We start from the raw sequence: 25104 nt of genomic DNA, 5'->3' as shown, positions 1-25104 counted from the left end.
ATGCGCTTGCGCCGCGCAAAGGAAAAGAATGAGTTTCACCCCTCTTGGCGTGGGTAACGCCTCTGTCGCCACCCTGAGCAATGGCCTGCGGGTGGTGCACGATCCTATCCCCGACCTGCACACCTTCGCCCTGACGGCCATCATCCACGGCGGCGCGCGCTACGAAGCGCCGCATCAGTCGGGTTGGGCGCATCTCAGCGAGCACATGGTGTTCAAAGGCGCCGGCGGGCGCAGCGCGCGCGAACTGGCCGAAGTGATCGAGCACCGCGGCGGCACCATCAATGCCTCGACCGGCTATGAGCATACCCGTTTCGAAGTGCGCGGCATGGCCGACCTGACGCCGCTGGCGGTCGAGGTCGTCGGCGACCTGATGTTCCGCCCGGCGCTGGAGGGCGAGGAGCTTGAGCGCGAGAAAAAGGTCATCGAGCAGGAAATCTCCGAAGCCTTCGATACGCCTGACGACCACGTTTTCGACCTGCTGCAACAAGCCTGTTTCGGCGATCACAGCCTGGCGCGTCCCATCCTCGGCACGCCGGACAGCCTCGCGCCGGCGCGGTCCGACACCCTGCGTACCTATATTGAGCGCCTGTACAATCCGGCCGACACGGTCCTGTGCGTTTCCGGCGGCGTCGAGTCGGACGCCGTTCTCCAGGCCGTGCAGGCCCATATGAGCGTGCCCGCCCGCGGCGCGCGCGAACCGGAAACGCCCGCCCGTTTCGCCCCACGCCACATCCGCCACGTGCGCAAGGTCGAGCAGACGCACCTGACCCTGGCCTTCGAAGGCGTCAACCGCTTCGACGACGACCTCTATGCGCTCAAGCTGTTCGGGGAAATCCTCGGCGGCGGCATGGCCTCGCGCCTGTTTCAGGAAGCGCGCGAAGACCGCGGTCTGGCCTATTCCATCGACGCGTGGACGACGCAGTTCCGCGATACGGGGATGCTGGGCGTCTACGCCGGGTGTGCACCAAAGGATGCCGCCAACCTGACCGAACTGATCGTCACGGTGATGCGTCAGTTGATCGACAATCCGCTGGAGGCCGAGTTGGAGCGCGCCCGGGCGCAGTACCGCACCTCGCTCTATCTCAACGACGAAAACGCCGCCCAACGCGCCAATACGCTGGGCGGGCAGGTCCTGACCCATGATCGGGCCTTTACCCTGAGCGAGCAGGTGGCGCGGCTGGAGGCGGTGACGCTCGACGACCTGAAGCGCGTCGGCAGCCGCGCGCTGCAATCCGGCGCGGCTTCGGCCATTCTGGGGCCGGCGCTGAAGGCCGACCCGCAGAAGCGCCTTGAGGCCCTTTTGGCCTAATTTGCAGGCTGCACCTTCACCAGCACCACGTCATTGCTGCGCATCGGCACGGTGACTGAGGCCGTGCCGTTGGCGCCGACCGTCACCTTGCGGTCGGTTTCCGGGGCGTCAGTGGTGAGGGCCTGCATCTTTTCGATCTGCGCCGGCGTGAGTTTGTCCGGCGCACCCAGTTCGATATAGGCCGAATAGGCGTCGTTCTTCTTGTAGCCCGTGCGCTGCATCGTCAGGCGATAGTTGCCCGGTTTCAGGCCGTTCAGCTTAAGGCTGACCGGCGCGGATTTGGCGTTCGGCACCAGCTTCGAGAAGAAGGTCTTGTTGCTGCGGCCCTTCTGGTCGGGCAACTGGAAATCCCAGACCACCGCTGCGACCGATGCGCCGTCGACCGCGGCCCACACCTGCGCATCCGTCGAAGGCACTTCCTTGCCCTTGAGCGCATTCAGATACTTGTAGGTGAACCACGACGATTTGCGGATGCCGTCCTTGGTCATCAGCCCGAAACCGCCGTGGAAGGGCGTGGTCGGCGGGCCGGGCTCTTCAAACAGGTCGGAATAGACCCAGTAGCTCATGCCCTGCACGATGCCCTTGGTGCCCTTGAGCTTGCTCAGAATATAGGGCGCGGCGACGTAGGAATCGTGGCTCAGGTCGCGCGGGTTATAGCTGGTGCTCCATTCGGTGAAGAACAGCGGCAGGCCCGGCAGGTGCGACGCCTCGATCTCGCCGCGCACCTTCTGCACATCGCCGATAATGGCGTTTGGGTTCTTTGATAACTGAAGATCCATCTTCCCTTCCTCGTCGAGATAGCCGTAATCCACGCCATAGGTGTGGGTGGTGGCGAAATCGACGGGGGTGTGGGTCGCCTTGGCGTAGGCCAGCAGTTCCGGCACCCAGGCCGCGCCGGCGGTCGAAGGTCCCCCCACGCGCAGTTGCGGATCGATGGCTTTCAAGGTGCGCGCCGTGACGCCGTAGAGGGCAAAATACTGCTCCTGATCGGCATATTGAAAGAAGCCGTCGAGATTCGGTTCGTTCCACACCTCGAAATACCAGCTACGCACCTCATCGATGCCGTAGCGGTCGATCAGATGACGGGTGAAGTCGTTGATCAGTTGCTTCCACAGGTCGAGGCGCGGATGCGAGGTATTGCCCTTCCAGTAGAAGATGGTCTGGTCCGAGGTTTTCAGGGCCGAGGGCGTAAAGCCCAGTTCGATGAAGGGCTTGATCTTCATCTTGAGCAGGCGGTCGTAGAGATAGTCGATCTTCGTCCAGTCATAGACCAGCTTGTTATCGACCATCTTCACCGTGCCCAGCTCATCGTGGAAGATGTCGTGGAAGCGGATATAGCGGAAACCCAGTTCTTCGGCGGCGGTTTCCAGTTGCGCCAGATTGGCGTCGCGGATCGTCGTGCCGGGATAATCGGCCCCGACCGACAGATCGTAGAAGCGATCGACCGGCTGCTTGGCCTTAGAGATATCCAGTTCCACGCGGCGCTCGGCAGCGTGAGCGGTCGTCGTCAGCGCCAGCCCAATCAACGCTGCGCCGAAAAGTCGGGGCATCCATCCCATGCGTTATCATCCCTGTGTTTGAGCGCATTCCAAAAGTGTGCAACGGTTTTTGGAATCCAATGCGCGACAATTATAAAGCAGCGCGAGTGGTCGCCCCGGCTTTTATGATAACGCTATCATCGTATAAATGGTTTGGGAAGGGTGTTCAGCGTCTAGCCAAGAAAGGCCTTGCGCGCGGCCACACCGGTATCGGCGAAGTCCGTGAACACGCCGTCGATGCCCATGTCGAACAGTTGTTTGAACTCGGCCTGCGGATCGCCTTTATAAACACTGGCCAGACGTGTGGCGTCGTTGCGCAGGGTCCAGGTGTGGACCTTGAGGCCAGCCTTGTGCGCGGCCTCGATCAGGGCGCGGTTCTCGACGATGCGGCAGTCGGCTTCGCTCGTCTTGTCGGTCACCGGGCCATTGGCCACGGCCTTGAGCAGGTAACGTTTCCACGGCGCGATGACGTCGGCGTAGGTGCGCACCTCGGCCAGACCTTCGGGCGTCAGCATGTCGGCATAGACGCCCTTGCGACCTGCCGCCGCCCAGTCGAACGGCACGGATGCGCCGACCTCACCGGTGGCATAGTCCACCTCGCCGCCATCGACCAGTTGCACGCGGGGCAGGGGCGACAGGGCCTTGAGGCGCTTGAGGCCATCGGCCTCGAAACATTGCAGAAAGACCGGCGCGCCGGCCTTGTTCATCCCCGCCTTGGTCAGCACCTCGACCAAACGCTCTTCCAGCGGTAAACCGGCGGCGCGGTGCAGGGTTGGGTGCTTGGTTTCGATATATAAACCAACGCTCTTGCCGGTCGTCTTGAAGTGATTTCTCACCAGACCGATGACTTCCTCAAGCGTCGGCACCTCGAAGCGGCCATTGTAGCTCTGATCGCGGTCGGCAAAGGCCTGTTTCGCGCGCAGGGTCTTGATCTCGGCCAGCGTAAAGTCGCTGGTGAAGAAGTCGGTGATGCTCAGGCCGTCAACCGCGATGGTGCGTTGGCGCGAGGCGAATTCCGGGCGCTGGCGCACGTCGGTCGTGCCCGACAACATGGGTTCGTGGCGGCAGATCAGCACGCCGTCCCTGGTCGACACCACGTCCGGCTCGATATAGTCCGCCCCCATATGGATGGCGAGATTGTAGGCTTCGATCGTGTGTTCCGGGCGGTAGCCGCTGGCCCCACGATGGGCGACGATGAGGGGTATCTTGTGGTTCACCGGCGCGGTCCCGGCCAGAGATGGCCGCAGCCCGATGACGCCGCCGGCGACGGCTCCCGTGCAGGCGATGGCACCGAAGGTGAAACGGCGGCGGGCGGTATCGACGGAGAAGGACATGTCGCACTCATCACGGTTGAACCCGTATCGCCCTTAGACTGCGTCGATGACAGCCCTGTGAAACCGTTTGTCGATTGTGCGTGAGTGTCAGTCCGGTCTCAGGCTCGGACTTCAGGCTCTTCCGGCGGTGGCGCTCAAGTGCTCCGGCGATATGCCCAGCATTTTGAGCGCCTTTTGCCAGAGTGCTGTGGAATCGTGCGAAAAGAGGATGTCGGCGCTCGACGGCGCCACCAGCCAGGCGTTCTCGCGGATCTCTGCCTCCAACTGCCCCGCATCCCAGCCGGCATAGCCTAGCGCAATCAGGGCGCGCGACGGACCCGTGCCGCGCGACAGATCGACCAGAATGTCGCGCGAAACGGTCAAACCCACGCCATGCCGCAGTTCCAGCGCTTCCGGGTCGATGTCGAGCGGCAACGTCACCTCATCGATGAAATAGTCGAGGCTATGCAGGACGAAGCCGCGTTCGTTCTGCACCGGGCCGCCATTATAGATGGGCGTCGTCGCATGGCTGTCGTCGGTGATGTCGATCCCTAACTCGTCCATCATGCGCGGAAAGGTCAGCCCGGCTATCGGCTGATTGAGCACGATGCCCATGGCCGACTCGGCGTCGTGCTGACAGACATAGATGACGCTGTGGTCGAAGTTCGGATCGTCGAGGCTGGGCATGGCCACCAGAAGCCGCCCTTGCAGGGAGGCGGGTTGGTCGGGGAGGACTGAGCCGGTTTCCGTCATAGTGCAAAGATGGGGACGGAAGGCGGGTCTGGCAAGAAAAAAGCGCATAAAGCCGCCCCTGCCGCTCTGGTGTGCGGCGCGGCACAGGCCTATAAGCGGCGGGCAATCAAACGGAGATTTGCCCCATGACGATCCAACCCGGCGACAAGCTGCCCGAAGTGAAGTTCTCTTCCCCGGCCGAAGACGGCCTCAAGCCGCTGACCACCTCCGAAGTCTTTGCGGGCAAGCGTGCGGTCCTGTTCGCCGTGCCGGGCGCCTTTACCCCGACCTGCTCGGCGCGCCATCTGCCGGGCTTCCGCGATCAAGCCAAGGCCTTCAAATTCAAGAATGTAGACGTGGTCGCCTGTGTCAGCGTCAATGATGGATTCGTGATGAAGGCCTGGGCCAAGGATCAGGGCGTCACCGACGAAGTGCTGATGCTGGGCGACGGCAATGGCGAGTTCGCCGAAAAGGTCGGTCTGGTGCTGGACGGCGAAGGCTTCGGCATGGGCAAGCGCTCGCAGCGCTACGCCATGATCGTCAATGACGGCGTGGTCGAAAAGGTGTTCGTCGAAGCGCCGGGCGAGTTCAAGGTCTCGTCGGCTGACTATGTCTTGGAGCAACTCTAGGATTTAAGATCGTGGGGCCGCAGGCCCCACACCCCACTAACCGGGAACAAGCGGAAAGGCCGGAGCGTAAAACTCCGGCCTTTCCCTTTGCGCCAAGTGATGGGGTGCGGGGCCTGCGGCCCCGCGTCTTAGAAACTTTCATCCTCCAAAGCAAACAACGCCTCCGCCCCGGCCTTCATCTTTTGCAGATGCGCCTCGGCTTCGGGCAGGATGCGCTCCAGGAAGACGCGCCCGACCTTGAGTTTGTCGGCGTAGAAGGGATCGGTCGAGCCGGCGTCGATGGCGGCCTGAGCGGCGTGGGCCTGCATGGCCCAGCTATAGGCCATGGCGGTCAGGCCGAACAGGCAGAGATAGTCGAGCGAGCCGGCGGCGGCGGCGTCCGGATTGCCCATGCCGTTCTGCATCAGCCACATGGTGCCGTCCATCAGCCGGGCCTTGGTGTCCTTGAGGCCCTTGACGTAGGCGGGAACGGCGCCGCTTTCATGCTCGGCGACATAGGCGTCGATTTCGGCGAAGTAGCTCATCACCGCGCGACCGCCCTTGGACGGTAGTTTACGGCCAACGAGATCGAGCGCCTGCACGCCGTTGGTGCCTTCGTAGATCAGGGTGATGCGCACGTCGCGCATATATTGCGAGGCCGGGAAGTGTTCGGTGAAGCCCGATCCGCCGTGGACCTGCATCGAGTCCTGCGTGACCTTGAGGCCTTTTTCGGTGAGATAGGCCTTCACAACCGGCGTCAACAGGCCCATGTAATCGCTGGCTTTTTCGCGTGTGGCTTCATCCTCGGCGTGCTTGGCCAGATCGGCCTGAAGCGCGACCCAGGTGAGGAAGCCCCGGCCGCCTTCGAGCAGGGCGCGGCTTTCGAGCAGCATCCGCCGCACATCGGGGTGGACAAGAATGGAGTCGGCGGGTTTGTCCGGCGATTTGGGGCCGGTGAGAGCGCGTCCCTGCAGACGGTCCTTGGCGAATTCGACGGCGGCGACGTGGCTGGCGTGACCGATGGCCAGGCCCTGAAGGCCGACGCCGAGACGGGCATTGTTCATCATGTAGAACATGATCTTCAGCCCCTCGTGTTCGCTGCCCAGCAGCCAGCCCTTGGCGTCCTCATAGATCATGACGCAGGTCGAATTGCCGTGGATGCCCATCTTGTGCTCAAGACCGGCGCAGTGGAGGCTGTTGCGCTCGCCCGGATTGCCGTCGGCGTCAGGGATAAATTTCGGCACGAGGAAGAGCGAGATGCCCTTCACACCCGCCGGGCCGCCTTCGATGCGCGCCAGAACGAGGTGACAGATATTGCTGGTGAAGTCGTGTTCACCGGCGGAAATCCAGATCTTCTGACCGGAAATCCTGTAGGTGCCGTCGCCGTTCGGCACGGCCTTTGAGCGCAGCAGGCCCAGATCGGTGCCGCAGTGCGGCTCGGTCAGGTTCATCGTCCCCGACCATTCGCCGGAAATCAGCTTCGGCAGATAAAGGGCCTTGAGTTCGTCCGTGCCGCCCACGCCCAGCGCCGCCACCGCGCCGTCGGTCAGGCCGGGATACATGGCGAAAGCCGAAGACGCGCCGGTGAGCATTTCCGAATAGGCCGTGGCCACAACGTGCGGCAGGCCCTGACCGCCATATTCGGGGTCGCCGCCCAGAGCGGGCCATCCGGCCTCGACCATCTGAAGATAGGCTTCCTTATAACCCTTTGGCGCGGTGACGCTGTGGTCGGGATGGAGCACGCAGCCTTCCTTGTCGCCTGGGGCGTTCAGCGGGGCGACGACCTCTTCGGTGAATTTGGCACCTTCTTCCAGAATGGCCTGAACGAGGTCAGGGGAGGCGTCCTGAAAGCCCTTGAGGTTGGCGTACTGCCCGATATTGAGAACGTCGTTGAGCAGGAACTGATAGTCGCGCACGGGGGCCTTATACGGCATGGAGGTACTCCTGGCGTGTTATTTGGGCGTTATTCTGTGTTCTTAAATTTCGGATTTAGCGCGCTGATTTCAGGCGCTTTTGCGATCGTCGACGGCATCCGCTCCGGCGTCTGTTCCGGCCTCTTGTCTGGCGATTTCACCTTCCATCCAGGCGCAGCCCTCGACCATGTCCTTGATGGCCAGATCGATGTCTTCGCGTTGGCGCTTCAGGTTCTCGATCTGGGCGTGGTACTTGGCGACGGTGGCGCGCATCTGCTTCACGCCGCGGTCCTCGCGGTTGTAGAGATCGAGCACTTCGTGGATTTCGATGAGCGAGAAGCCCATGCGCTTGCCGCGCAGGATGATCTTCAGCCGGGCGCGGTCGCGCGCCGAATAGATGCGCGTCTGACCCTTGCGCTCAGGGCTGATAAGGCCCTTGTCTTCGTAGAAGCGCAGGGCGCGGGCGGTGACGCCGAACTCCTTGGAGAGCTGACGGATGGTGTAGGTACGCATGTCCATGGTGACCCCCTGTATAAGGTCTTTATATTGACGTTTACGTAAACGTACATCTAACTTGCCCCAAACGTCAAGAGGCAGGTTTTCACATCTTCGTGCCGATGCGGAAGGCTCCGGTTTCAATTGACGCCCGGGCCCGCGGGCTTTAAAGCCACAGCCTTGTTTTCATTTGCTGGAAAGGGGTTTTCCCAAGTGTCTTCCGAACTGACTCTCCTCGCGCAACAGGGCCGTGCCTGGCCCTTCGAGCAAGCCCGCGCCCTGATTGCGCGCGTGCTGAAAGTGCGTCTGAAGGATCAGTCGGACCAGAAACGGGCGCAGGAACTGATCTCCGCCGGCAAGGCGGATGAGGCGCTGGAGACCTTCGAGGCGCTGAACCGTCCGGTGATTTTTGAAACGGGTTACGGGCCGTCGGGCCTGCCGCACATCGGCACCTTCGGCGAAGTGGCGCGCACGACCATGGTGCGTCAGGCCTTCACGGCGTTGACCGGCGGGCATTGGGCGTCGCGCCTGATCTCGTTCTCGGACGATATGGACGGCCTGCGCAAGGTGCCGGAGGGCATCCCCAATCCGGACATTCTGCGCGAAGACCTGTATAAGCCCCTGACCGTGGTGCGCGATCCGTTCGGCACGCACGACTCGTTCGGCGCGCACAACAATGCCCGCCTGCGCGCCTTCCTAGACTCGTTCGGTTTCGAGTACGAGTTCAAGTCGGCGACGGAGGCTTACAAGTCGGGGGAGTTCGACGCGACATTGCTGACGGCGCTGGAGCGTTTCGACAAGATTCAGGCCATCATGCTGCCGACCCTTGGGCCGGACCGTCGCGCCACCTATTCGCCTTTCCTGCCGATTTCGCCGGTCACCGGCCACGTGTTGCAGGTACCGACGCTTGAGCGCAACGTGTCGAAAGGCACGATCGTGTTTGAGGAAAACGGTGAAAAGTTCGAGGTTCTGGTTACCGGCGGCAATGTCAAGATGCAGTGGAAGCCCGACTGGGCCATGCGTTGGGCGGCTCTGGGCGTCGATTACGAAATGGCCGGCAAGGACCTGATCGACTCGGTCAAGGTGTCGTCGCAGGTGTGCAAGGTGCTGGGCGGCACGCCGCCGGAAGGCTTCAATTACGAACTGTTCCTCGACGAACAGGGCCAGAAGATTTCCAAGTCCAAGGGCAACGGCCTGACCATGGAAGACTGGCTGCGTTACGGCGCGCCGGAATCGCTAGCCTACTACATGTTCCAGTCGCCGAAATCGGCCAAGAAGCTCTATTTTGACGTCATCCCGCGCGCCACGGACGAATTCTTCCAGCAGCAGGACGCTTTCCCAAAGCAGGAAGAGGCCAAACAGATCGAAAACCCCGTGTGGTTCGTTCTGCGCGGTGAAACCGGCACCAAGTCGCCGCCGGTGACCTTCGGTCTGATGCTCAACCTCGTCTCGGCGGCCAATGCTTCGGACAAGGAGACGCTGTGGGGCTTCCTGCGCGCCTATATTCCGGGGGCCACGCCGGAAAGCGAGCCGGTACTCGATCGTCTCGCCGGCTATGCGCTGAACTATTTCGAGGATTTCGTGAAGCCGTCCAAGACCTTCCGTCTGCCCGACGACAAGGAAAAGGCGGCGCTGATCGACCTGCGTACGCGTCTGGCGGCGCTCGATCCGCAAACGCGTGACGCCGAAGCGATCCAGAACATCGTCTTCGAGGTTGGAAAGGTTCACGAATTCGAGCCCTTGCGCGCCTGGTTTCAGGCGCTTTATGAGGTGCTGCTGGGGCAGTCTCAGGGGCCGCGCTTCGGCTCCTTCGTGGCGATCTTCGGTATCGGGCGGACGCTGGAACTGCTCGATCAGGGCATCAACGGCGAGTTGGCTGCTTAGCGCGCATTCCAAAAAGTGTGCAACGGTTTTTGGAATCAAATGCGCGACAAACCCAAGCTTCAAACCTCTCCGGAAACGGAGAGGTTTTTTGTTGGAACCGCAGAAGATACGAATGTCCGTGCTTTCGGTGTCTTTCCGTGGCTAATTCTGCTTCTGATCAACCCGCGGAGGAACCTATGCGGTCTTGGCTCGTCAGTGCAGCGTTGGCGTTTTTACCGTCCGTAGTTATGGCGCATGATCTGCCCAAGCCCGCGGCCATCGATGCCGAGGTCGGGCGGGTTCTGAAAGAGACCGGCGCCAAGGGACTGGCCATCGCGGTGATCGATAAGGGGCAGGTCGGTTATGTGCAGGCCTACGGCGTACGCAACGCCAAGGGCGATCCGCTGACGACCGACACGGTGATGTACGGCGCGTCACTGACCAAGACGGTGTTCGCCTATACGGTGATGCGTCAGGTCGATCAGCGGCGCATGACGCTGGACAAGCCTTTGGCCGAAGTCCTGCCGCAGCCCTTGCCCCGCTATCACTCGCCGGAGATCGTCAATCGTTATAGTGATTGGTCGGCGCTGGACGAACGCTGGCGCAAACTGACGCCGCGTATTTTGCTGACCCATTCGAGCGGGTTTTCCAACTTCTATTTCCTTGAGCCCGACGAGAAGCTGAAGTTCCATTTCGATCCGGGCGCGCGTTACGCCTATTCGGGCGATGGCCTGCTGACGCTGCAATTCACCATGGAAACCGGGCTGGGCATTGATCTGCGGACGGAGACCGACCGGGTGTTCAAGGACTTCGGCATGACCAAGACGAGCCTGATCTGGCGGCCGGATTTCGCGGAAAATCTGGCCGATGGCTGGAACGACAAGGGAGAGGTGGAGCCGCACGATGAGCGTTCCAAGGTACGCGTGGCGGGGTCGATGGACACGACCATTTCGGATCTGGCGAAATTCGCGGCGGCCTATGTGCGGGGCGACGGCCTGAGCACCAAGGCGCGGACTAAACTGACGACACCGCAATTGCATATCACCACGCGGACGCAATTCCCGACCTTCCAGCCGGAACTGCCGGCGGATCAGCAGCGCAAAGACCTTTATGCCGGTCTGGGTGTGGTGGTGTTCGACGGACCGCAGGGCAGGGGCTTCTTCAAGGGCGGGCACAATGACATCACGGGGAATACGTGGGTTTGTGTCGAAAAATCAAAACGCTGTGTGATTATCCTGTCGAACGACGTGCGGTCGGAAGCGAAGTTTTCCGAGTTGGTTAAGTTCGTGCTGGGCGATACAGGCGTGCCGTACGAGTGGGAATACGGGGATCACGCCGGTAAGTCGTGACGCCGGCATTTATGGGGTGTGGGGTACGTGATCCCACATCTTCTTGTTCCCATAAAAAGCCGCACCTTGGGGGCGGTTTTTTATGGGAAAGAAAAGGCTTGGGGCCGCAGGCCCCAAACCCCATAACTATCCGAGTCACTGACTCGCCCACACGATCCGCGCAATCCACGCCAGTTGCACCGGTTCCAGAACACGGTTGGAAAAATCCGGATTGAGCGAGCGCAGTTCGACCTGCTTTTCCGTCAGGCGGACCAGTTCCTTGGCCATGACCTCGCCCTCGGTCGTTTTCACCACCACCCGGTCGCCGCGTCGCAGGTTTTGCTTGAGCGGATCGACGATGATGCGGTCACCGTCACGATACAGCGGCAGCATGGAATCGCCCGAAATCTCAAGCGCATAAAGCCCTTCACCCGCCGGCAGGCCGATCTCGTCCCAGCCCTGTCCGACCGGAAAACCGGCATCGTCGAACAGCCCGTCATTACCTGCCTGCGCAAAGCCGATCAGCGGCACGCCCTTGGGCGCCGGGCGCGGCTCGGTCAGGGCTGCGAAATCGGAAAAGCTCTGTCCCGTCGCGTCCAGCAGTTTGGCCAGACTCTCGGTCGACGGCCAGCGCGGACGCGGCGGCTCTTCGGTCGATTGCCGCTTGGATTTGTTGAAGGCCGTCGGGTCGAGCCCGGCCAGTCGCGCCAACCCGGACGGCGACGTGCCGAGATTGAGCGCCAGTCGGTCTATGGCGTTCCAGATTTGCGCGTGCGACAGGGACATGAGAATTTCCCGTGAGATATGAGGAAAATAAATCCAATCATAGGAAAATCAACTTATTTTATGAATTTAATCCTATTTTTTCTGAGCGTGGCAAATGCACCCCACACAAGAGCCACGAAAACAGCCGCCGTCGTCACGGTCAGAGCTATCTCCGATGCTGCCTCACCGATACGTGGATCGCTCAGCGCCACCACCGGCAGCATGGCCGACATCCACTGAAAACCGCCGGCGACCACCGGCCAAGGATGCGGTGATTTCCAGCACAGCGTAATCAGCACACCAAGAAATATCACATTTAATATCAAAGCCATGATCAGATGACTTTGCGTGACGCTCCACAGCGCCAGAAGCGGCAATCCGGACAACAGGCCGGCAATGGCGAGGCGCTGACGGCCGCCGCCTTTGAACACGCCATCGACACGCGTTTTGATCGCACGTCTCAGCCCATGCGGCCCTGAAATGCCCCCCGGCAACCTCTTCCCCCTTCAATTGCGAAGGGCAGATTAGGAACATCTATAGATTGTGGCAAGGGGCTTGCGCGAAATGACTTCAGGTGGAATCGTCATTCCGCTCTAAGTATTTACTTTGTCGCGATATTATCACCGAAAACCGCTTACACTTTTCGGCATATCGCTCTATCCCATTATAAAGTGCGCCTGAAGCGTGGCGATGGGCTGTTCGCGCAATTCCTGCCACGCCCAGGCCTCGACATTGGCGATGGTGCGGCCCACACGGTTGATGCGCGCGCGGGCATAGGTGTCGATGGGCTTGCCTGAACGCAGATATTGCACACTGACATTGACCGGCTTGGGGATGTGGTCGAACGTCTCGAACACCGACAACTGCGCGGTGGCGGTCAGTTCGAGGAACGCCCCGATCGTACCGCCATGCAAGGCCGGCAGCAGCGGATTGCCGATCAGGTGCGGTGCGAAGGGCATGACCGTGGTCAGTTCATTACCGGCCAGTTCCATCTTCAGGTTCAGGAACTGTGCAAACGGAATGCGGCGGAACAGGTCTTCCGGCCCGGTGATCATCAGGTCTTCGATCATGCGTGCGCCTCCCGGTTCTTGAGGCAGGGGTGCGAGATGATGAAGGCCGCCTGCGCCGCCGCTACCGGGTCGCTGAGGCTGTCGTCATAGGCAAAGCCGCGCACGAAACCGACGCTGCGCGTTAGCTTGTAACACTTGGCGAGGATGAACAGGTCGCGGTTCGGCTGGGCCGGGCGCATATAGTCGATCCGCAGGTCCATTGTCGCTATGGGTTTGTATTCGTTGATCTCGTCCCACACCGCCATGCCGCAGGCGTGATCGAGCAGCGCCGTTACCGCGCCGCCGGCGATGACGCCGGTCGCCGGGTCGCCGATCAGGTCGTCGCGATAGGGCAGGCGGAGTTTTATACCGTCATCGGAGCGTCCGGCATAACGGGCGCCGATGGCCTTCATATAGGGGATATTGTCGACCAGCAGGTCGAAGCCTTCGCGGAAAGGCGCGTGTGACATCGGTTCGCCTCCATTAGCATATTGTTATTGTTGTTTTTATTAGGCGCGGGATCGCGTCGGGTCGATATACTGGCGCAATTTGACCGCGGCGTCAAAACGATTGCGAAGGCGGCGCAGGCCAGTTTGGACTTGCAAAATCGCTCAAAGGGTTTCTTTACAGGAGCGACAATCGTTTCCGTTGCAATAGAGAGTAACCCATGAGCCAGCCTGCCCTTGAAACCGTGCCCGCCGACCGTTCGGCCCTGGTGCTGTTTTCCGGCGGGCAGGATTCGACGGCCTGCCTTGCCTGGGCCTTGACGCACTTCGACCGCGTGGAAACCATCGGCTTCGACTACGGTCAGCGCCACGCCATCGAAATGACCACGCGCACCCGCGTACTGGAGCGTTTCCCCGATGTGTTCGAAGCGGCGCGGACGCGACTGGGTGAAGACCATGTGGTCGATCTGAAAGGGTTCGGGCGCGTGGCCGAATCGTCGCTGACGCGCGAGCAGGAAATCCGCATGGGCGAACGCGGTCTGCCCAACTCATTCGTGCCGGGGCGCAATCTGGCCTTCTTCGTCTATGCGGCCGCCGTGGCCGACCGGCGCGGTCTCGATCATCTGGTCGGTGGTATGTGCGAGACGGATTTCTCCGGCTATCCCGACTGCCGCAAGGACACGCTGGACGCCATGCAAACCGTGCTCAATCTCGGCATCGAGCGCCCCTATATCATCGACACGCCGCTGATGTTCCTGACCAAGGCCGAAACCTGGGCGCTGACGCACGAACTGGGCGGCGAAGCGCTGGTTGAACTGGTGCTCGAAGATACCCATACCTGCTATCTGGGGGAGCGCGGTGAACGCCATAGCTGGGGTTACGGCTGCGGCACCTGCCCGGCGTGCGAGTTGCGCGCGCGGGGCTTCGACCAATGGCGTAACGGCTAATGGTCTATAGTTTCAAAGAGATATTTCTGACTCTTCAGGGCGAGGGCGGGCAGGCGGGCCGCGTGGCGGTCTTTGCGCGCTTCGCCGGCTGCAACCTGTGGAGCGGGCGTGAACAGGACCGGGCGACGGCGGCCTGCACCTTCTGCGACACCGATTTTGTCGGCGTGGATGGCGATGGCGGCGGCAAGTTCGACACGCCCGAAACCGTGGTGGCGGCGCTGGACGCCCACTGGGGCGGCATAGACCCGGCGCATAAGTCGGTGGTCTTCACCGGTGGCGAGCCGCTGCTGCAACTGGATGCGCCGCTGATCGCCGCGGTAAAGACTGCGGGCTATTTCATCGCGGTGGAATCGAACGGTACGGTGCGCGCACCGGACGGCATCGACTGGCTGTGCATCTCGCCCAAGGGCGAGAACCGTCTGCACCAGACGTCAGGGCAGGAACTGAAACTGGTCTGGCCGCAGGACAATGTCGATCCGGCGGAGTTCGCGCACCTCGATTTCGAGCGCTTCTTCCTGCAACCGAAAGACCCGCTGGACCAGAGTCCGGCGACGCGCGTGGCCCATACGCAGGCCGTCATCGACTACTGTCTGGCCCACCCGCAATGGCGGATGAGCGTGCAGACGCACAAGGTGGTCGGGATCAGGTAGAGATATGCCGGAAAGTGTAATCGGAACGATTCACGTCATTCCGATTTTGGCTTCCCTCGACGCGCCCGGCGGCGGCGCGGGCGCTTTTTCACCATCGACAGCAACAGGCCTTCGCGCAGACCGCGATCGGCGACGCGCAGGCGGTCGCACGGCCACAGGCTTTGCACCGCCTCAAGGATGGCGGCTCCGGCCAGCACCAGATCGGCGCGGTCCTTACCGATACAGGGTTCCTGCTCGCGGCCCTTCTGCCCCAGCCCCAGCAGGCGGTCGATCACCGCCCGGCACTGATCATGCGTCATCCATAGGCCGTCGACCTTGGAGCGGTCATAGCGATCGAGTTGCAAGTGCATCCCGGCCAGCGAGGTGATGGCGCCCGACGTGCCGACAATATAGGCCTGCTGGGCGTCGAAATAGGGGCGCAGAGGCTCCGGCGCATCGAAATCCTTCAGGGCCTGACGCACGTCCTCCACCATCTGAGCGAACCACGCCTGTTTGTCGCCGTCGGGCGGTTCGGGGAAGCGTTCGGCCAGATTGACCACGCCCTTGGGGATGGATATCCAGTATTGCGGCCGGGGCGGCTTGGCCCGCGCCATCAGGCCGCGCGGCGCGGTGGCGCCGGCTTTTTCGGTCTCCCCGTTGAGGGGCAGCCACGAAATCTCGGTCGAGCCGCCGCCGACATCCATAACGATGGCCGCCTTGGCGTCGCCTTCCAGCAGCGAGGCGCAGCCCACGACCGACAGGCGCGCTTCCTCTTCCGGCGTGATGATGGTCAGTTTAAGTCCGGTCTCTTTTTCAACGCGGCGGATGAAGTCCGGGCCGTTCTGCGCGATGCGGCAGGCCTGGGTGGCGACGGCGCGCGTGCGCACCACCTGACGGCGGCCGACCTTTTCGGCGCACAGTTTGAGCGCGGCCAGCGCGCGCTCCATGGCGCGCTCGGACAGGTTGCCGGTCTGGCTCAGGCCTTCGCCGAGACGGACGATGCGCGAAAAGGCTTCGACGATGCGGAATTGCCCATTATGCCAGGCGGCGATCATCAGGCGGCAATTATTGGTGCCAAGATCGAGGGCGGCGTAAAGCGGCGCCTGATCGGTTTCCGCCTGACGCGGAGGTGTACGCGGCGTCTGGGGCCGGGACGGGGGCCCCTTTTGCCCATTTCGGGCGCGGTTCGGGCCACGCTTGCGCGGCGGGCCGCTTTTTGAGGGAGCCTCACTCATGAGTGGCTCATACCCCGCTTTATCACAATGTGGGATGTATCCGGCTTTGTGGACGCATCAAGTTGCCTCCAACCTAGAACGCATTGTGATCCGTGCAAAGCGCTTTTGTGTTAATTTCACCACGCTCGGGAAAGGTAAAACCAGCCTGTACTTTTGCAACCACCCGCCCGCCGCATGAATTGCGCTTTTTCCCGACAACCAAGGGGGGAAGGCGAAAGGCGTCACGAATGAGTCGCGCTACACCAGAGGGGCTGACGATACCGCAAACCGAGGGAGGCACTATGATTACCGATTCTGTCTCTGGTTCCGTTTCTGGCCCTTTTACGTCCCGCGACGAAGGCCGCGCGGCCCGGTTCGGCATCGGTCAACTGGTCCGGCACGTCCTGTTCGATTTCCGCGGCGTGGTGTTCGACATCGATCCGGAATTCGCCGATACCGAGGAATGGCTGCTGGCCATTCCCGAAGCCGTGCGTCCCGAAAAGGATCAGCCCTTTTATCACCTGCTCGCCGAAAACGGCGACATCTGCTACGTGGCCTATGCGTCCGAGGGTAATCTGTGCGCGGACGATACCGGAGCGCCGCTGCGTCATCCGCAGACCGGCCTTATTTTCGAACGCTTTGAAAACGGCCGTTACCTCCTGAAATCGCGTCTGGCCAACTAAGGCCTTTATCGCTTTTCCTGTTCGCCGGGCTGTCCCCAGGCCCGCAATACGTTTGCCGCAATTTTGCCGTGCTGCAATCGTTTCGTGCGCCCCACAGAGGCGTTCAGCGCGCGTTCATGATGGGTTTTTTACGATGGCGAATGAAAGTGGCATAAAAAAAGCTCACCAATTCTGGAAGAATTGGTGAGCCCGCTGGGACTCGAACCCAGGACCCTCTGATTAAAAGTCAGATGCTCTAGCCGGCTGAGCTACGGGCTCATCAAGACGACCGAATGTAACCGTTACCGGTGCCGCTCGGTGCGGTCTTCATAGTGGGGACTTTTTGATTGCGCAAGCGCAAGGTTCAAGTTTTATGTGTTGTACTGTAGATAAATGGCGTACAAGTCCGTGCGTGGAGGGGCTGCTAAGATGAGGATATGGCGTATCGCTTCGGCCTTGGGCGGAATAGCGTGCCTCACCGGACCTCTCAGCGCCTGCGCCAGCAAGCCTGACAAGGTGACTGTCGTCGAATCGCGCGCCGTCGAAGCCGGTGCCCCCAAGACGGAAGACGACCCTTCGATCACCCAGACCATGCGCAAGAGCGCGGCCGATGTCGGCGATGGTTTTGGCGACGCCATCACCGCGCCGCTGGTCGATCTCAATCTGAAACGCAAGGAAATCCCGTCGGCTCTGATCCGGGCGTCCAAAAATACCTACGACCTGACCAATATGGAGCGTTGCGAATCGATCGCGGGCGAGGTCGCCCTCCTCGATGACGCGTTGGGGCCGGATTTCGACGAACCGCCGGCGCCGGAAAGCTCCATGCAAACCCGAGGCGGCAAGATGGCGTCGGACGCCACGCTTACCGCTGTGCGTTCAGCCGCCACCGACGTCCTGCCCATGCGCGGCCTGATCCGTAAGATGACCGGGGCGGAAAAGCATCAGAAGGTCATGGACCGCGCCATCGCCGCCGGTCATGTGCGTCGCGCCTATCTCAAGGGCGTCGGCATGAACAAGAACTGCGCCCCGCCTGCCGCGCCTTCGTGGTTCGTGCCGAAGCAGGCCAGGGTCACGATCGAAGAAGTGGTCGATGCGCCTGCGTCGCCCATCCAGAAGGTGAACAAGCGCAAATAGTTACGCGCGATTTCTCACGTGCCTCTCATGAAACCATTTGCGGAAGGCCTGAAATTCACCGGCCGCAATGGCCGCGCGCATACCGATCATCAGGGCCTGGAAGAAGGCGATATTGTGCCAGCTCAACAGCACCTGACCCAGGATTTCCTCGGCCTTGAACAGATGGTGCAGATAGGCCCTGGAATAGTCGCGGCTGGCCGGGCAATCGCTTGAGGCGTCGAGCGGCGTGTCGTCTTCGGCAAAGCGGGCGTTCTTGATATTGATCGGGCCTTCCCAGGTCCAGACCTGACCGTGGCGGCCGGACCGCGTCGGCAGGACGCAGTCGAACATGTCGACGCCGCGCGCCACGCCTTCGACCAGATCGATCGGCTTGCCTACACCCATCAGATAACGCGGACGATTCCACGGCAGAAGCGGCGTGCAATATTCCAGCGTTTCGCACATGGCCTCGTGGCCTTCCCCGACCGCCAGACCGCCGATGGCGTAACCGTCAAAGCCGATCTCCAGCAGGCGGTCGGTCGATTCGCGGCGCAGGGCCTCGAAGGTCGAGCCCTGCTGGATGCCGAACAAGGCCTGCGTATCGCGTTGGCCAAAAGCGGCCTTCGAGCGCTGACCCCAGCGGGCGGACAGTTGCAGGGCCTTTTGCGCGCGGGCTTCGTCGGCGGGCCACGACACGCATTCATCCAGTTGCATGACGATGTCGGAACCGAGCAGGTCGGCCTGAATCTCCATCGAGCGTTCGGGCGACAGGACGTGCTTCGAGCCGTCGATATGGCTCTGGAAGGTCACGGCCTCTTCGGTGACCTTGGAAATCTGCGACAGGCTCATCACCTGAAAACCGCCCGAATCCGTCAGGATAGGGCCGTCCCAGCCCATGAACTTGTGAAGTCCGCCCAGACGCTTCACGCGTTCGGCCGACGGACGCAGCATCAGGTGATAGGTATTGCCGAGGATAATTTTGGCATGGCTCTGGCGCACCATGTCGAGCGTCAGGGCCTTGACCGTGGCGGCGGTGCCGACCGGCATGAAGATCGGAGTCGGAATGTCGCCACGCGGCGTCTTCAGCACGCCGGTGCGGGCCTGACCATCGGAAGCGGAGATTTCAAAAGGGAATGCGGACATGGGCGGCGTCATACAGAAACGGGCCGGTTGAGTAAACCCGCTGACCTCTATGTCGCCGGATACCGTTCATACTTGGTGATGGTCGCCCCTTTATAGCTGGCGTCGCCGAAGGGCGTGTATCCGAGCGTTGCCGCAACCTTCTGCGACGGCAGATTGCTGCCGTCGATGATGCACACCGTGCGCTGCGGGCGGGTGGCGTCGAACCAGTGGTGCGCGGCGCGGACGGCTTCGACGGCGTAGCCCTTGCCGTGACAGGCGGGCGTGATGGCCCAGGCGGCTTCGGGCGACAGGTCGAAATCCGGCCCCAGCCCGCGGTGAAAGTCGGCCAGGCCCGTCTCTCCGACGAAGCGCCCGCTGTCTTTTTCGATGGCGGCGAACAGGCCCCAGCCGAAGGCTGTCCAATGCCCCATATAGCGCAGCAGGCGGTGCCAGACGTCTTCCGGCGACTGCGGCGTCAGGCCCGACAGGCGGTAAAACTCCGGATCGCCGAACATGGCGCACAGGGCATTGTAGTCGTCAAGGACATGCGGGCGCAGCAAAAGGCGAGGGGTTTCGATCATGCCAAAGGCGTATCGTGCTTTTCTCACGTCCGCAATCTGGTGCGCAGCGTCCGATGGGGTATAACCGCGGCATGACTGCCGATATCGCCCCCTTCTACGCCATCGAAATCAGCCGACTGGCCCACGCCCTGAAAGATCAGGGCCGCTCGATCATCCATATGGAGTTCGGTCAGCCCTCGACCGGCGCGCCCAAGGCCGCCCTCGACGTGGCGCACACCGTACTCGACACCGAGGGCATGGGCTATTGGGAAAGCACACCGCTGAAGCAACGGCTGGCGAAGCACTATCTCGACAGCTACGGCGTCAGCGTCGATCCTGACCGCTTCATCATCACCTGCGGCGCGTCGCCGGCGCTGGTGCTCGCCCTCAGCGCGGGCTTTAAACCCGGCGCGCGCATCGCTCTGGCTCGCCCCGGCTATGTCGCCTACCGCAATGTGCTGAGGGCGCTGAACATGGTGCCGCTGGAAATCCCCTGCGGGCCGGAGGTGCGCTTCCAACTGACGGCGCGAGCCCTTGCCGCGCTCGATCCGGCACCGGACGGCGTGATCATCGCCAGCCCGGCCAATCCGACCGGCACGCTGATCGCGCCCGACGAACTCAAGGCCATCGCCGAGGTGTGCCGTGACCGCGGCATCCGCATCGTTTCCGACGAAATCTACCACGGCCTGACCTACGAAGCCCTCGCGCGCTCCCTGCTCGAACACGCGCCGGACGCCTGGGTGGTCAGCAGTTTCTCCAAATATTTCAGCATGGTCGGCTGGCGGCTGGGCTGGTGCCTCGCCCCCGAAAGCCATCTGCCGGCGGCGCGCGCCTATGTCGGCAACCTGTTCCTCACCGCGCCGTCGCTCAGCCAACACGCCGGCCTGATCGCGCTCGACAGCCGCGACGAACTGGACGGCCACGTCGAAACCTATCGCCGCAATCGCCGTTTGCTGCTTGATGCCCTGCCCGAACTGGGCCTAAGCCATATAGCGCCGCCGGACGGAGCCTTTTACGTCTATGCCGACATCGGCCACCTGACCGACGACAGCCTGCAATTCTGCAAGGACCTGTTGAGCGATACCGGCGTGGCCACCGCGCCCGGCATCGACTTCGATCCGGTCGAGGGCCATCGCTTTATCCGCTTCAGCTTCGCGGTTTCGACGCCGGAGGTGGAAGAGGCACTCAAGCGCTTGGTGCCGTGGTTCAAGTCTAAGGGATAAAGACGCAGGGGTCGCAGACCCCTGCACCCCACCACATATTCCGCGCACAACTCATGACGTTTGCGCTCCAACTTTGGGGGTGCAGGGGCCTGCGGCCCCTGCGTCTTCTTATCTTGATCTATTGCTGAGCAAACTCGCATCGCCATACGAAAAGAACCGATACCCGCTCTCGATGGCATGGGCGTAGGCGGCCTTCATCGCCTCGGTCCCGGCGAAGGCGCAGACCAGCATGAACAGGGTCGATTTGGGCAGGTGGAAGTTGGTCCACAGCAGGTCGGCCGACCGCACGCGAACGCCCGGCGTAATGAAGATGGCCGTATCGCCGGAAAACGGATGGATGACGCCGTCGTCGTCGCAGGCGCTTTCGATCAGACGCAGGGCGGTGGTGCCGATGGCGACGATGCGGCCGCCGGCGGCGCGGGCGGCATTGATGCGCGCGGCGGATACGGGCGAGACGACGCCGAACTCGGCGTGCATCTTGTGGTCGTCGGTGTCCTCGACCTTGACCGGCAGGAAGGTGCCGGCACCGACGTGCAGGGTGACTTCCTCGAACAGGACGCCCTTGTCGGTCAGGGCCCGCAGCAGTTCCGGCGTGAAATGCAGTCCGGCGGTGGGCGCGGCGACCGAGCCTTCGTCGCGGGCGAAGACGGTTTGATAGTCGGTCTTGTCCTGCTCGTCTTCCGGGCGCTTGGAGCGGATATAGGGGGGCAGGGGCATGCCGCCCAGCCGGTGCAGCCCGTTGATGACCTCGGACGGCGCGTGCTCGAAGCGCAGGACGTAGACGCCGTCCTCGCCCTTGCTGAGCACGCGGGCCGTCAGGTCGCCGAAAGACAGATGGTCGTCTTCCCGGATACGGCGGCCGGGCTTGAGGAAGGCCTGCCAGTTCTGACCGTCCAGCGACTTGATCAGGGTGGCTTCGAAGGCGACGCTTTGCCCGTCGCGCTCACGGGTGCCTTTGAGCTGGGTCGGCAGGACGCGCGTATTGTTGAGCACCAGCAGGTCGCCGGCCTTGAGCAATGACGGCAGGTCGCCGACGCTCAGGTCCTGACGCGTGTCGCCGTCCACGATCAGCAGTTTGGCGGATTCGCGCGGGGTGACGGGACGCAGCGCAATGCGATCCTCAGGGAGGTCGAAATCGAAATCGGAAACCTTCATGCCCGCTTAAGAGGCGATTGCGTTCCGAAAATCAAGAGGCGTGGATCGTTTCGGCATGGGTGTGGGTATTTTCGCCGGCGTCCTTGCCTTCGATCCAGTTCTGGGCCTGCATCCTGTCGCCGAAAATGCGGATGATGCGGGTGGGGAAGGTGGCCGGGTAGGCGCTGGCGCGGGCGAGAACCAGCGGGTCCTGACTGATGATGGCGACCTTACGCCCCATGTCGCGGCCTTGAGCGATGGTGGCCCATTGGCGCGCCAGCCGCCCCAGATCGTCGAAGGGCACGAAGCCCTCGAAGCGGCGCATATCGATGACGATGTCGTAGAGCCAGACTTCGCCCACCGATTCCAGATAGCGGGCGATGCCGTTGACGATGGTCTGCCCGTCAAGATCGCCGATATAGCGGATCGTGATGAGTTTTTGCTCGTCGTTCTGCGAGAAGTTCAGGCGGGAGCGCATGGACATGGCGACAGGCTCTGAGGCGGGTTCAGACGGCCTTCAGGATCGCATAAGCCCGTTAATAAAAGCAAAAAACGGACGTTTTGCGTGCAAAATGAACCTCTTGCGGTTTCAGGTTACCGGACGGGCTTCGCGCGATTTTTTCAGCCAGTCCAGCCCTTCGTCCAGTGTATGAAACACGGCCAGCACGTGATTGGGAAACAGGTTCTGCGACACGCCCAGACGGGCGTGGATATGCGGATCGGGAGACACAATTGCGGTGAAGTGGCCCGGATCTTCGACGGGCAGAGCGGCGTACCACCACCTGGAGAAGGCTTCGTTGTCGGCGCTCAGGATGACGCCGTCGAAACGGCGCATGTCCAGAATGACGTCGTAGGTCCAGAAGTCTTCGACGGTCTTGAGATAGGCTATGACGTCATTGACGATCTCATAGCCGTCGATCTGACCGAGGTAACGGATGATCAGACGCCGGTGGGTGGCGTCCAGCGTAAAAGCGACACGACCTGCAACCGGCATCTGATACCCCTGCTTTACGACTTAAGCGTCGGCAGCGACCTTGAAGCTGACGATCTTGCCCGGTGCGCGGGGCGGCTCGCCCTTGGGCAGGGCGTCGACGTGTTCCATGCCCTCGGTCACTTCGCCCCAGACGGTGTACTGGTTGTCGAGGAAGCGGGCGTCGGCGAAGCAGATGAAGAACTGGCTGTCGGCCGAGTCGGGGTTCTGCGAACGGGCCATCGAGCAGACGCCGCGCACGTGCGGCTCGCTGGAGAACTCGGCCTTGATCTTCTTGCCCGAACCGCCATAGCCCTGACCTTCCGGGTCGCCGCCCTGGGCCATGAAGCCGGGGATGACGCGGTGGAAGACGATGCCGTCGTAGAAACCTTCGCGGCACAGTTCCTTGATGCGGGCGACGTGGTTGGGGGCGAGGTCGGGGCGCAGCTTGATGCGCACTTCACCGCTTTCCAGCGTCAGAATGAGGGTGTTTTCCAGATCTTCGGACATCGAGGTCTCCTTTTAGGCTTCGGGCTGGAATAGGCTATTCGCAAGGCTTTGACAAATTTTATCGGACGCTATCCCGCGCATTCCGTCGGCTTTTTCTCGTCCGGACCGTACATGGCGCAGGACCGTTCGATCTCGCCCTGAATCATCAGGCAGGGATTGTTGACATGGCACGGCGGATGGGTCGCTGGGCTGACCGCGCGGCAGCGTTTCGCCAGCTTGTCCGCCTCGATCTGCCCCTTTTCCTCAAGGCACGTCGCGGTCGAGGCACGGGTGGGATTGAGCGACGGCTCGGCATAGGCCAGCGGCGCTTCGGAAACGTCGACGGCGGCCACCGACTCCGACGTGGCGTAGGACCGGTCTTCCTCGGTCACCGCAACCGGTTTGCAGGCGGTAAGGGCAAACACCAGCAGCGTGGGGGTGAGCAACGGCACAAGGCGCATCGGTTGTCTCCTCTTGTGCCGCGACCCTAGCCCGCCGCATATAAAGGCAAAATGATTTTCAGTGTGGGACAAAACCCGGTATAGACGCCGCATGAGTAACGACACCCCCGAAGAACCGCGCCGCCGCATGGTCAAGCCGCCCGAAGGCGGCAACCTGTCCGGCCGCGCCAAGGGCCACACGGCGGTCAAGACCGCCAAGCAGCGTACCCAGTCTTCCGCCAAATGGCTGGAGCGGCAACTGAACGACCCCTTCGTGCAGAAGGCCAAGGCCGAGGGCTGGCGCTCGCGCGCGGCGTTCAAGCTGCAGGAAATCGACGATCGTTTCCGCATACTCAAGCGCGGTTCGCGCGTGGTCGATCTGGGCTGCGCGCCGGGCGGCTGGGTGCAGATGGCCAAGAGCCGCGGCGCGGAATACGTCGTCGGCGTCGACCTGCTGCCGGTCGATCCGATTCCCGGCGCCGACATGATCGAGGCCGACTTCACCGATCCCGCCATTCCGGGACGTCTGATGGAGATGATGGGCGACAAACCAGACGTCGTGTTGTCGGATCTGGCGCACAATACGGTCGGCCATCGTCAGACCGACCACCTCAAGATCATGGGGCTGCTGGAACTGGCGTCGGATTTCGCGCTGGAGAATCTGAAGCCCAATGGCGTCTTCGTGGCCAAGGCGTTTCAGGGCGGTGAGACGGAGCATCTGCTGTTGAAGCTGAAACTCGCCTTCCGCGATGTGAAGCACTTCAAACCGAAGTCGAGTCGTGCGGATTCTTCGGAAATCTATATCGTGGCCCAAGGGTTCAAGGGTTAGGATTCACATTGCCTCTTTAGGTCTGCCCGTTTGAAATGGCTGACGGAAAGGGGCGCCATATGAGTAAGATTAAAACCGTAATCTTTACAGTCTTGGGTATTATTGCCTTCGCCGTGCTGGGCTGGGCGACAACGCCGTACTGGACGGCGGGTCAGGCCGTGGTCGAGGTCACCGGCACCACGACCAAGCGCGAAGGCGGCAAGGACCGCTATCTGGTCTTCACGACGTCCGGCACCTATCGCAACACCGACAGCCTGCACTATCTGAAATTCGATTCCTCCGACCTTCAGGGCCAGCTTAACAAGCCGGGGCGCTACAGGATAAATTATTATGGTTTTCGTGTTCCTGTGCTATCGATGTACAAGAACATAACCAGAGCCGAAGCGGCTCCATAAACAGTATGCGTACCCCAA

At 61.8% G+C, this 25104-nt stretch carries 28 protein-coding genes and 1 tRNA gene; 11 read left to right on the top strand and 18 right to left on the bottom strand.

Annotated elements, in window-relative coordinates; genetic code table 11:
* Window positions 1-28: 28 nt before the first annotated feature.
* Window positions 29-1309 (top strand): pitrilysin family protein, encoded by a 1281-nt coding sequence (locus LH365_RS08865; RefSeq protein WP_226743286.1) that lies wholly within the window; start codon window positions 29-31, stop codon window positions 1307-1309.
* On the opposite strand, the gene LH365_RS08860 is transcribed toward LH365_RS08865, so the two are convergent.
* The 3 genes from LH365_RS08860 to LH365_RS08850 all read right to left on the bottom strand — a co-directional run bounded on the left by LH365_RS08860 (window position 1306) and on the right by LH365_RS08850 (window position 4961).
* On the bottom strand, window positions 1306-2859 hold the full coding sequence (locus LH365_RS08860) for a beta-xylosidase (protein WP_370639749.1): 1554 nt from the start codon (window positions 2857-2859) through the stop codon (window positions 1306-1308). The genes LH365_RS08865 and LH365_RS08860 overlap by 4 nt on opposite strands.
* Window positions 2860-3020: 161 nt before the next feature.
* Complete coding sequence (locus tag LH365_RS08855) at window positions 3021-4181, bottom strand: glycerophosphodiester phosphodiesterase (protein ID WP_226743284.1); 1161 nt, start codon at window positions 4179-4181, stop codon at window positions 3021-3023.
* Window positions 4182-4292: 111 nt separating this feature from the next.
* On the bottom strand, window positions 4293-4961 hold the full coding sequence (locus tag LH365_RS08850) for a YqgE/AlgH family protein (RefSeq protein WP_226743283.1): 669 nt from the start codon (window positions 4959-4961) through the stop codon (window positions 4293-4295).
* A 77-nt stretch (window positions 4962-5038) separates the two neighbouring features.
* Here LH365_RS08850 and LH365_RS08845 point away from each other — a divergent pair, with 77 nt between their 5' ends.
* Window positions 5039-5521, top strand: coding sequence for a peroxiredoxin (locus LH365_RS08845; protein WP_226743282.1), 483 nt, complete (start codon window positions 5039-5041; stop codon window positions 5519-5521).
* A 128-nt stretch (window positions 5522-5649) separates the two neighbouring features.
* Here LH365_RS08845 and LH365_RS08840 read toward each other — a convergent pair whose 3' ends face one another.
* Together LH365_RS08840 and LH365_RS08835 are read right to left on the bottom strand one after the other, a co-directional pair.
* On the bottom strand, window positions 5650-7434 hold the full coding sequence (locus tag LH365_RS08840; protein ID WP_226743281.1) for an acyl-CoA dehydrogenase C-terminal domain-containing protein: 1785 nt from the start codon (window positions 7432-7434) through the stop codon (window positions 5650-5652).
* Between the two features lie 69 nt (window positions 7435-7503).
* Complete coding sequence (locus tag LH365_RS08835) at window positions 7504-7932, bottom strand: MerR family DNA-binding transcriptional regulator (RefSeq protein WP_226743280.1); 429 nt, start codon at window positions 7930-7932, stop codon at window positions 7504-7506.
* Between the two features lie 189 nt (window positions 7933-8121).
* Here LH365_RS08835 and LH365_RS08830 point away from each other — a divergent pair, with 189 nt between their 5' ends.
* Window positions 8122-9792, top strand: coding sequence for a lysine--tRNA ligase (locus tag LH365_RS08830; RefSeq protein WP_226743279.1), 1671 nt, complete (start codon window positions 8122-8124; stop codon window positions 9790-9792).
* Between the two features lie 176 nt (window positions 9793-9968).
* Complete coding sequence (locus LH365_RS08825; protein WP_226743278.1) at window positions 9969-11120, top strand: serine hydrolase; 1152 nt, start codon at window positions 9969-9971, stop codon at window positions 11118-11120.
* 135 nt (window positions 11121-11255) lie between these two features.
* Here the strand turns inward: LH365_RS08825 and LH365_RS08820 are convergent, their stop codons facing one another.
* The 4 genes from LH365_RS08820 to LH365_RS08805 all read right to left on the bottom strand — a co-directional run bounded on the left by LH365_RS08820 (window position 11256) and on the right by LH365_RS08805 (window position 13383).
* Complete coding sequence (locus LH365_RS08820; protein WP_226743277.1) at window positions 11256-11885, bottom strand: helix-turn-helix transcriptional regulator; 630 nt, start codon at window positions 11883-11885, stop codon at window positions 11256-11258.
* 53 nt (window positions 11886-11938) lie between these two features.
* Window positions 11939-12358 carry a hypothetical protein gene (locus LH365_RS08815; RefSeq protein WP_226743276.1) on the bottom strand — a complete coding sequence of 140 codons (420 nt, stop codon included), beginning with the start codon at window positions 12356-12358 and terminating at the stop codon, window positions 11939-11941.
* A gap of 162 nt (window positions 12359-12520) precedes the next feature.
* Window positions 12521-12934, bottom strand: a complete 414-nt coding sequence (locus tag LH365_RS08810) for a PaaI family thioesterase (RefSeq protein WP_226743275.1) — start codon at window positions 12932-12934, stop codon at window positions 12521-12523.
* A complete protein-coding gene (locus LH365_RS08805; protein WP_226743274.1) occupies window positions 12931-13383 on the bottom strand; it encodes a PaaI family thioesterase in 453 nt (150 codons plus the stop codon). Before LH365_RS08805 ends, LH365_RS08810 begins: the two co-directional genes overlap by 4 nt.
* A gap of 197 nt (window positions 13384-13580) precedes the next feature.
* Here LH365_RS08805 and queC point away from each other — a divergent pair, with 197 nt between their 5' ends.
* Complete coding sequence (queC, locus tag LH365_RS08800; RefSeq protein ID WP_226743273.1) at window positions 13581-14306, top strand: 7-cyano-7-deazaguanine synthase QueC; 726 nt, start codon at window positions 13581-13583, stop codon at window positions 14304-14306.
* A complete protein-coding gene (gene queE, locus LH365_RS08795) occupies window positions 14306-14956 on the top strand; it encodes a 7-carboxy-7-deazaguanine synthase (RefSeq protein ID WP_226743272.1) in 651 nt (216 codons plus the stop codon). The genes queC and queE overlap by 1 nt, the downstream gene beginning before the upstream one ends.
* A 35-nt stretch (window positions 14957-14991) precedes the next feature.
* On the opposite strand, the gene LH365_RS08790 is transcribed toward queE, so the two are convergent.
* Window positions 14992-16170 carry a Ppx/GppA phosphatase family protein gene (locus LH365_RS08790; protein WP_226743271.1) on the bottom strand — a complete coding sequence of 393 codons (1179 nt, stop codon included), beginning with the start codon at window positions 16168-16170 and terminating at the stop codon, window positions 14992-14994.
* 281 nt (window positions 16171-16451) lie between these two features.
* Between LH365_RS08790 and hspQ the strand changes: the two genes are divergently transcribed.
* On the top strand, window positions 16452-16832 hold the full coding sequence (gene hspQ, locus LH365_RS08785) for a heat shock protein HspQ (protein WP_226743270.1): 381 nt from the start codon (window positions 16452-16454) through the stop codon (window positions 16830-16832).
* 181 nt (window positions 16833-17013) lie between these two features.
* On the opposite strand, the gene LH365_RS08780 is transcribed toward hspQ, so the two are convergent.
* Window positions 17014-17090: transfer RNA gene (locus LH365_RS08780), tRNA-Lys, on the bottom strand.
* 150 nt (window positions 17091-17240) lie between these two features.
* Between LH365_RS08780 and LH365_RS08775 the strand changes: the two genes are divergently transcribed.
* Entirely contained in the window at window positions 17241-17945 is a 705-nt protein-coding gene (locus LH365_RS08775) for a hypothetical protein (protein ID WP_226743269.1), read from the top strand.
* On the opposite strand, the gene tgt is transcribed toward LH365_RS08775, so the two are convergent.
* Complete coding sequence (gene tgt / locus LH365_RS08770) at window positions 17946-19067, bottom strand: tRNA guanosine(34) transglycosylase Tgt (protein WP_226743268.1); 1122 nt, start codon at window positions 19065-19067, stop codon at window positions 17946-17948.
* A gap of 47 nt (window positions 19068-19114) precedes the next feature.
* Complete coding sequence (locus LH365_RS08765) at window positions 19115-19627, bottom strand: GNAT family N-acetyltransferase (protein WP_226743267.1); 513 nt, start codon at window positions 19625-19627, stop codon at window positions 19115-19117.
* 71 nt (window positions 19628-19698) lie between these two features.
* Here LH365_RS08765 and LH365_RS08760 point away from each other — a divergent pair, with 71 nt between their 5' ends.
* A complete protein-coding gene (locus LH365_RS08760) occupies window positions 19699-20829 on the top strand; it encodes an aminotransferase class I/II-fold pyridoxal phosphate-dependent enzyme (protein WP_226743266.1) in 1131 nt (376 codons plus the stop codon).
* A gap of 108 nt (window positions 20830-20937) precedes the next feature.
* Here the strand turns inward: LH365_RS08760 and queA are convergent, their stop codons facing one another.
* The 5 genes from queA to LH365_RS08735 all read right to left on the bottom strand — a co-directional run bounded on the left by queA (window position 20938) and on the right by LH365_RS08735 (window position 23883).
* Window positions 20938-21984 (bottom strand): tRNA preQ1(34) S-adenosylmethionine ribosyltransferase-isomerase QueA, encoded by a 1047-nt coding sequence (queA, locus tag LH365_RS08755; RefSeq protein ID WP_226743265.1) that lies wholly within the window; start codon window positions 21982-21984, stop codon window positions 20938-20940.
* Window positions 21985-22015: 31 nt separating this feature from the next.
* Entirely contained in the window at window positions 22016-22447 is a 432-nt protein-coding gene (locus LH365_RS08750) for a nitrogenase component 1 (protein ID WP_226743264.1), read from the bottom strand.
* Between the two features lie 105 nt (window positions 22448-22552).
* A complete protein-coding gene (locus LH365_RS08745; protein ID WP_226743263.1) occupies window positions 22553-22957 on the bottom strand; it encodes a hypothetical protein in 405 nt (134 codons plus the stop codon).
* Window positions 22958-22978: 21 nt separating this feature from the next.
* Window positions 22979-23443: a peptidylprolyl isomerase gene (locus LH365_RS08740; RefSeq protein ID WP_226743262.1), complete on the bottom strand. Its 465-nt coding sequence runs from the start codon at window positions 23441-23443 to the stop codon at window positions 22979-22981.
* 68 nt (window positions 23444-23511) lie between these two features.
* Window positions 23512-23883, bottom strand: a complete 372-nt coding sequence (locus LH365_RS08735) for a hypothetical protein (protein WP_226743261.1) — start codon at window positions 23881-23883, stop codon at window positions 23512-23514.
* 91 nt (window positions 23884-23974) lie between these two features.
* Here LH365_RS08735 and LH365_RS08730 point away from each other — a divergent pair, with 91 nt between their 5' ends.
* A complete protein-coding gene (locus LH365_RS08730; protein ID WP_107872919.1) occupies window positions 23975-24691 on the top strand; it encodes an RlmE family RNA methyltransferase in 717 nt (238 codons plus the stop codon).
* Window positions 24692-24750: 59 nt separating this feature from the next.
* Window positions 24751-25086: a DUF1523 family protein gene (locus tag LH365_RS08725; RefSeq protein ID WP_226743260.1), complete on the top strand. Its 336-nt coding sequence runs from the start codon at window positions 24751-24753 to the stop codon at window positions 25084-25086.
* Window positions 25087-25104: the final 18 nt, after the last annotated feature.

The sequence above is a fragment of the Asticcacaulis sp. AND118 genome (assembly GCF_020535245.1).
GTDB lineage: Bacteria > Pseudomonadota > Alphaproteobacteria > Caulobacterales > Caulobacteraceae > Asticcacaulis.
Note: the sequence above shows the minus strand (reverse complement) of the source record. Positions and strands in the feature narration are given on the sequence as shown.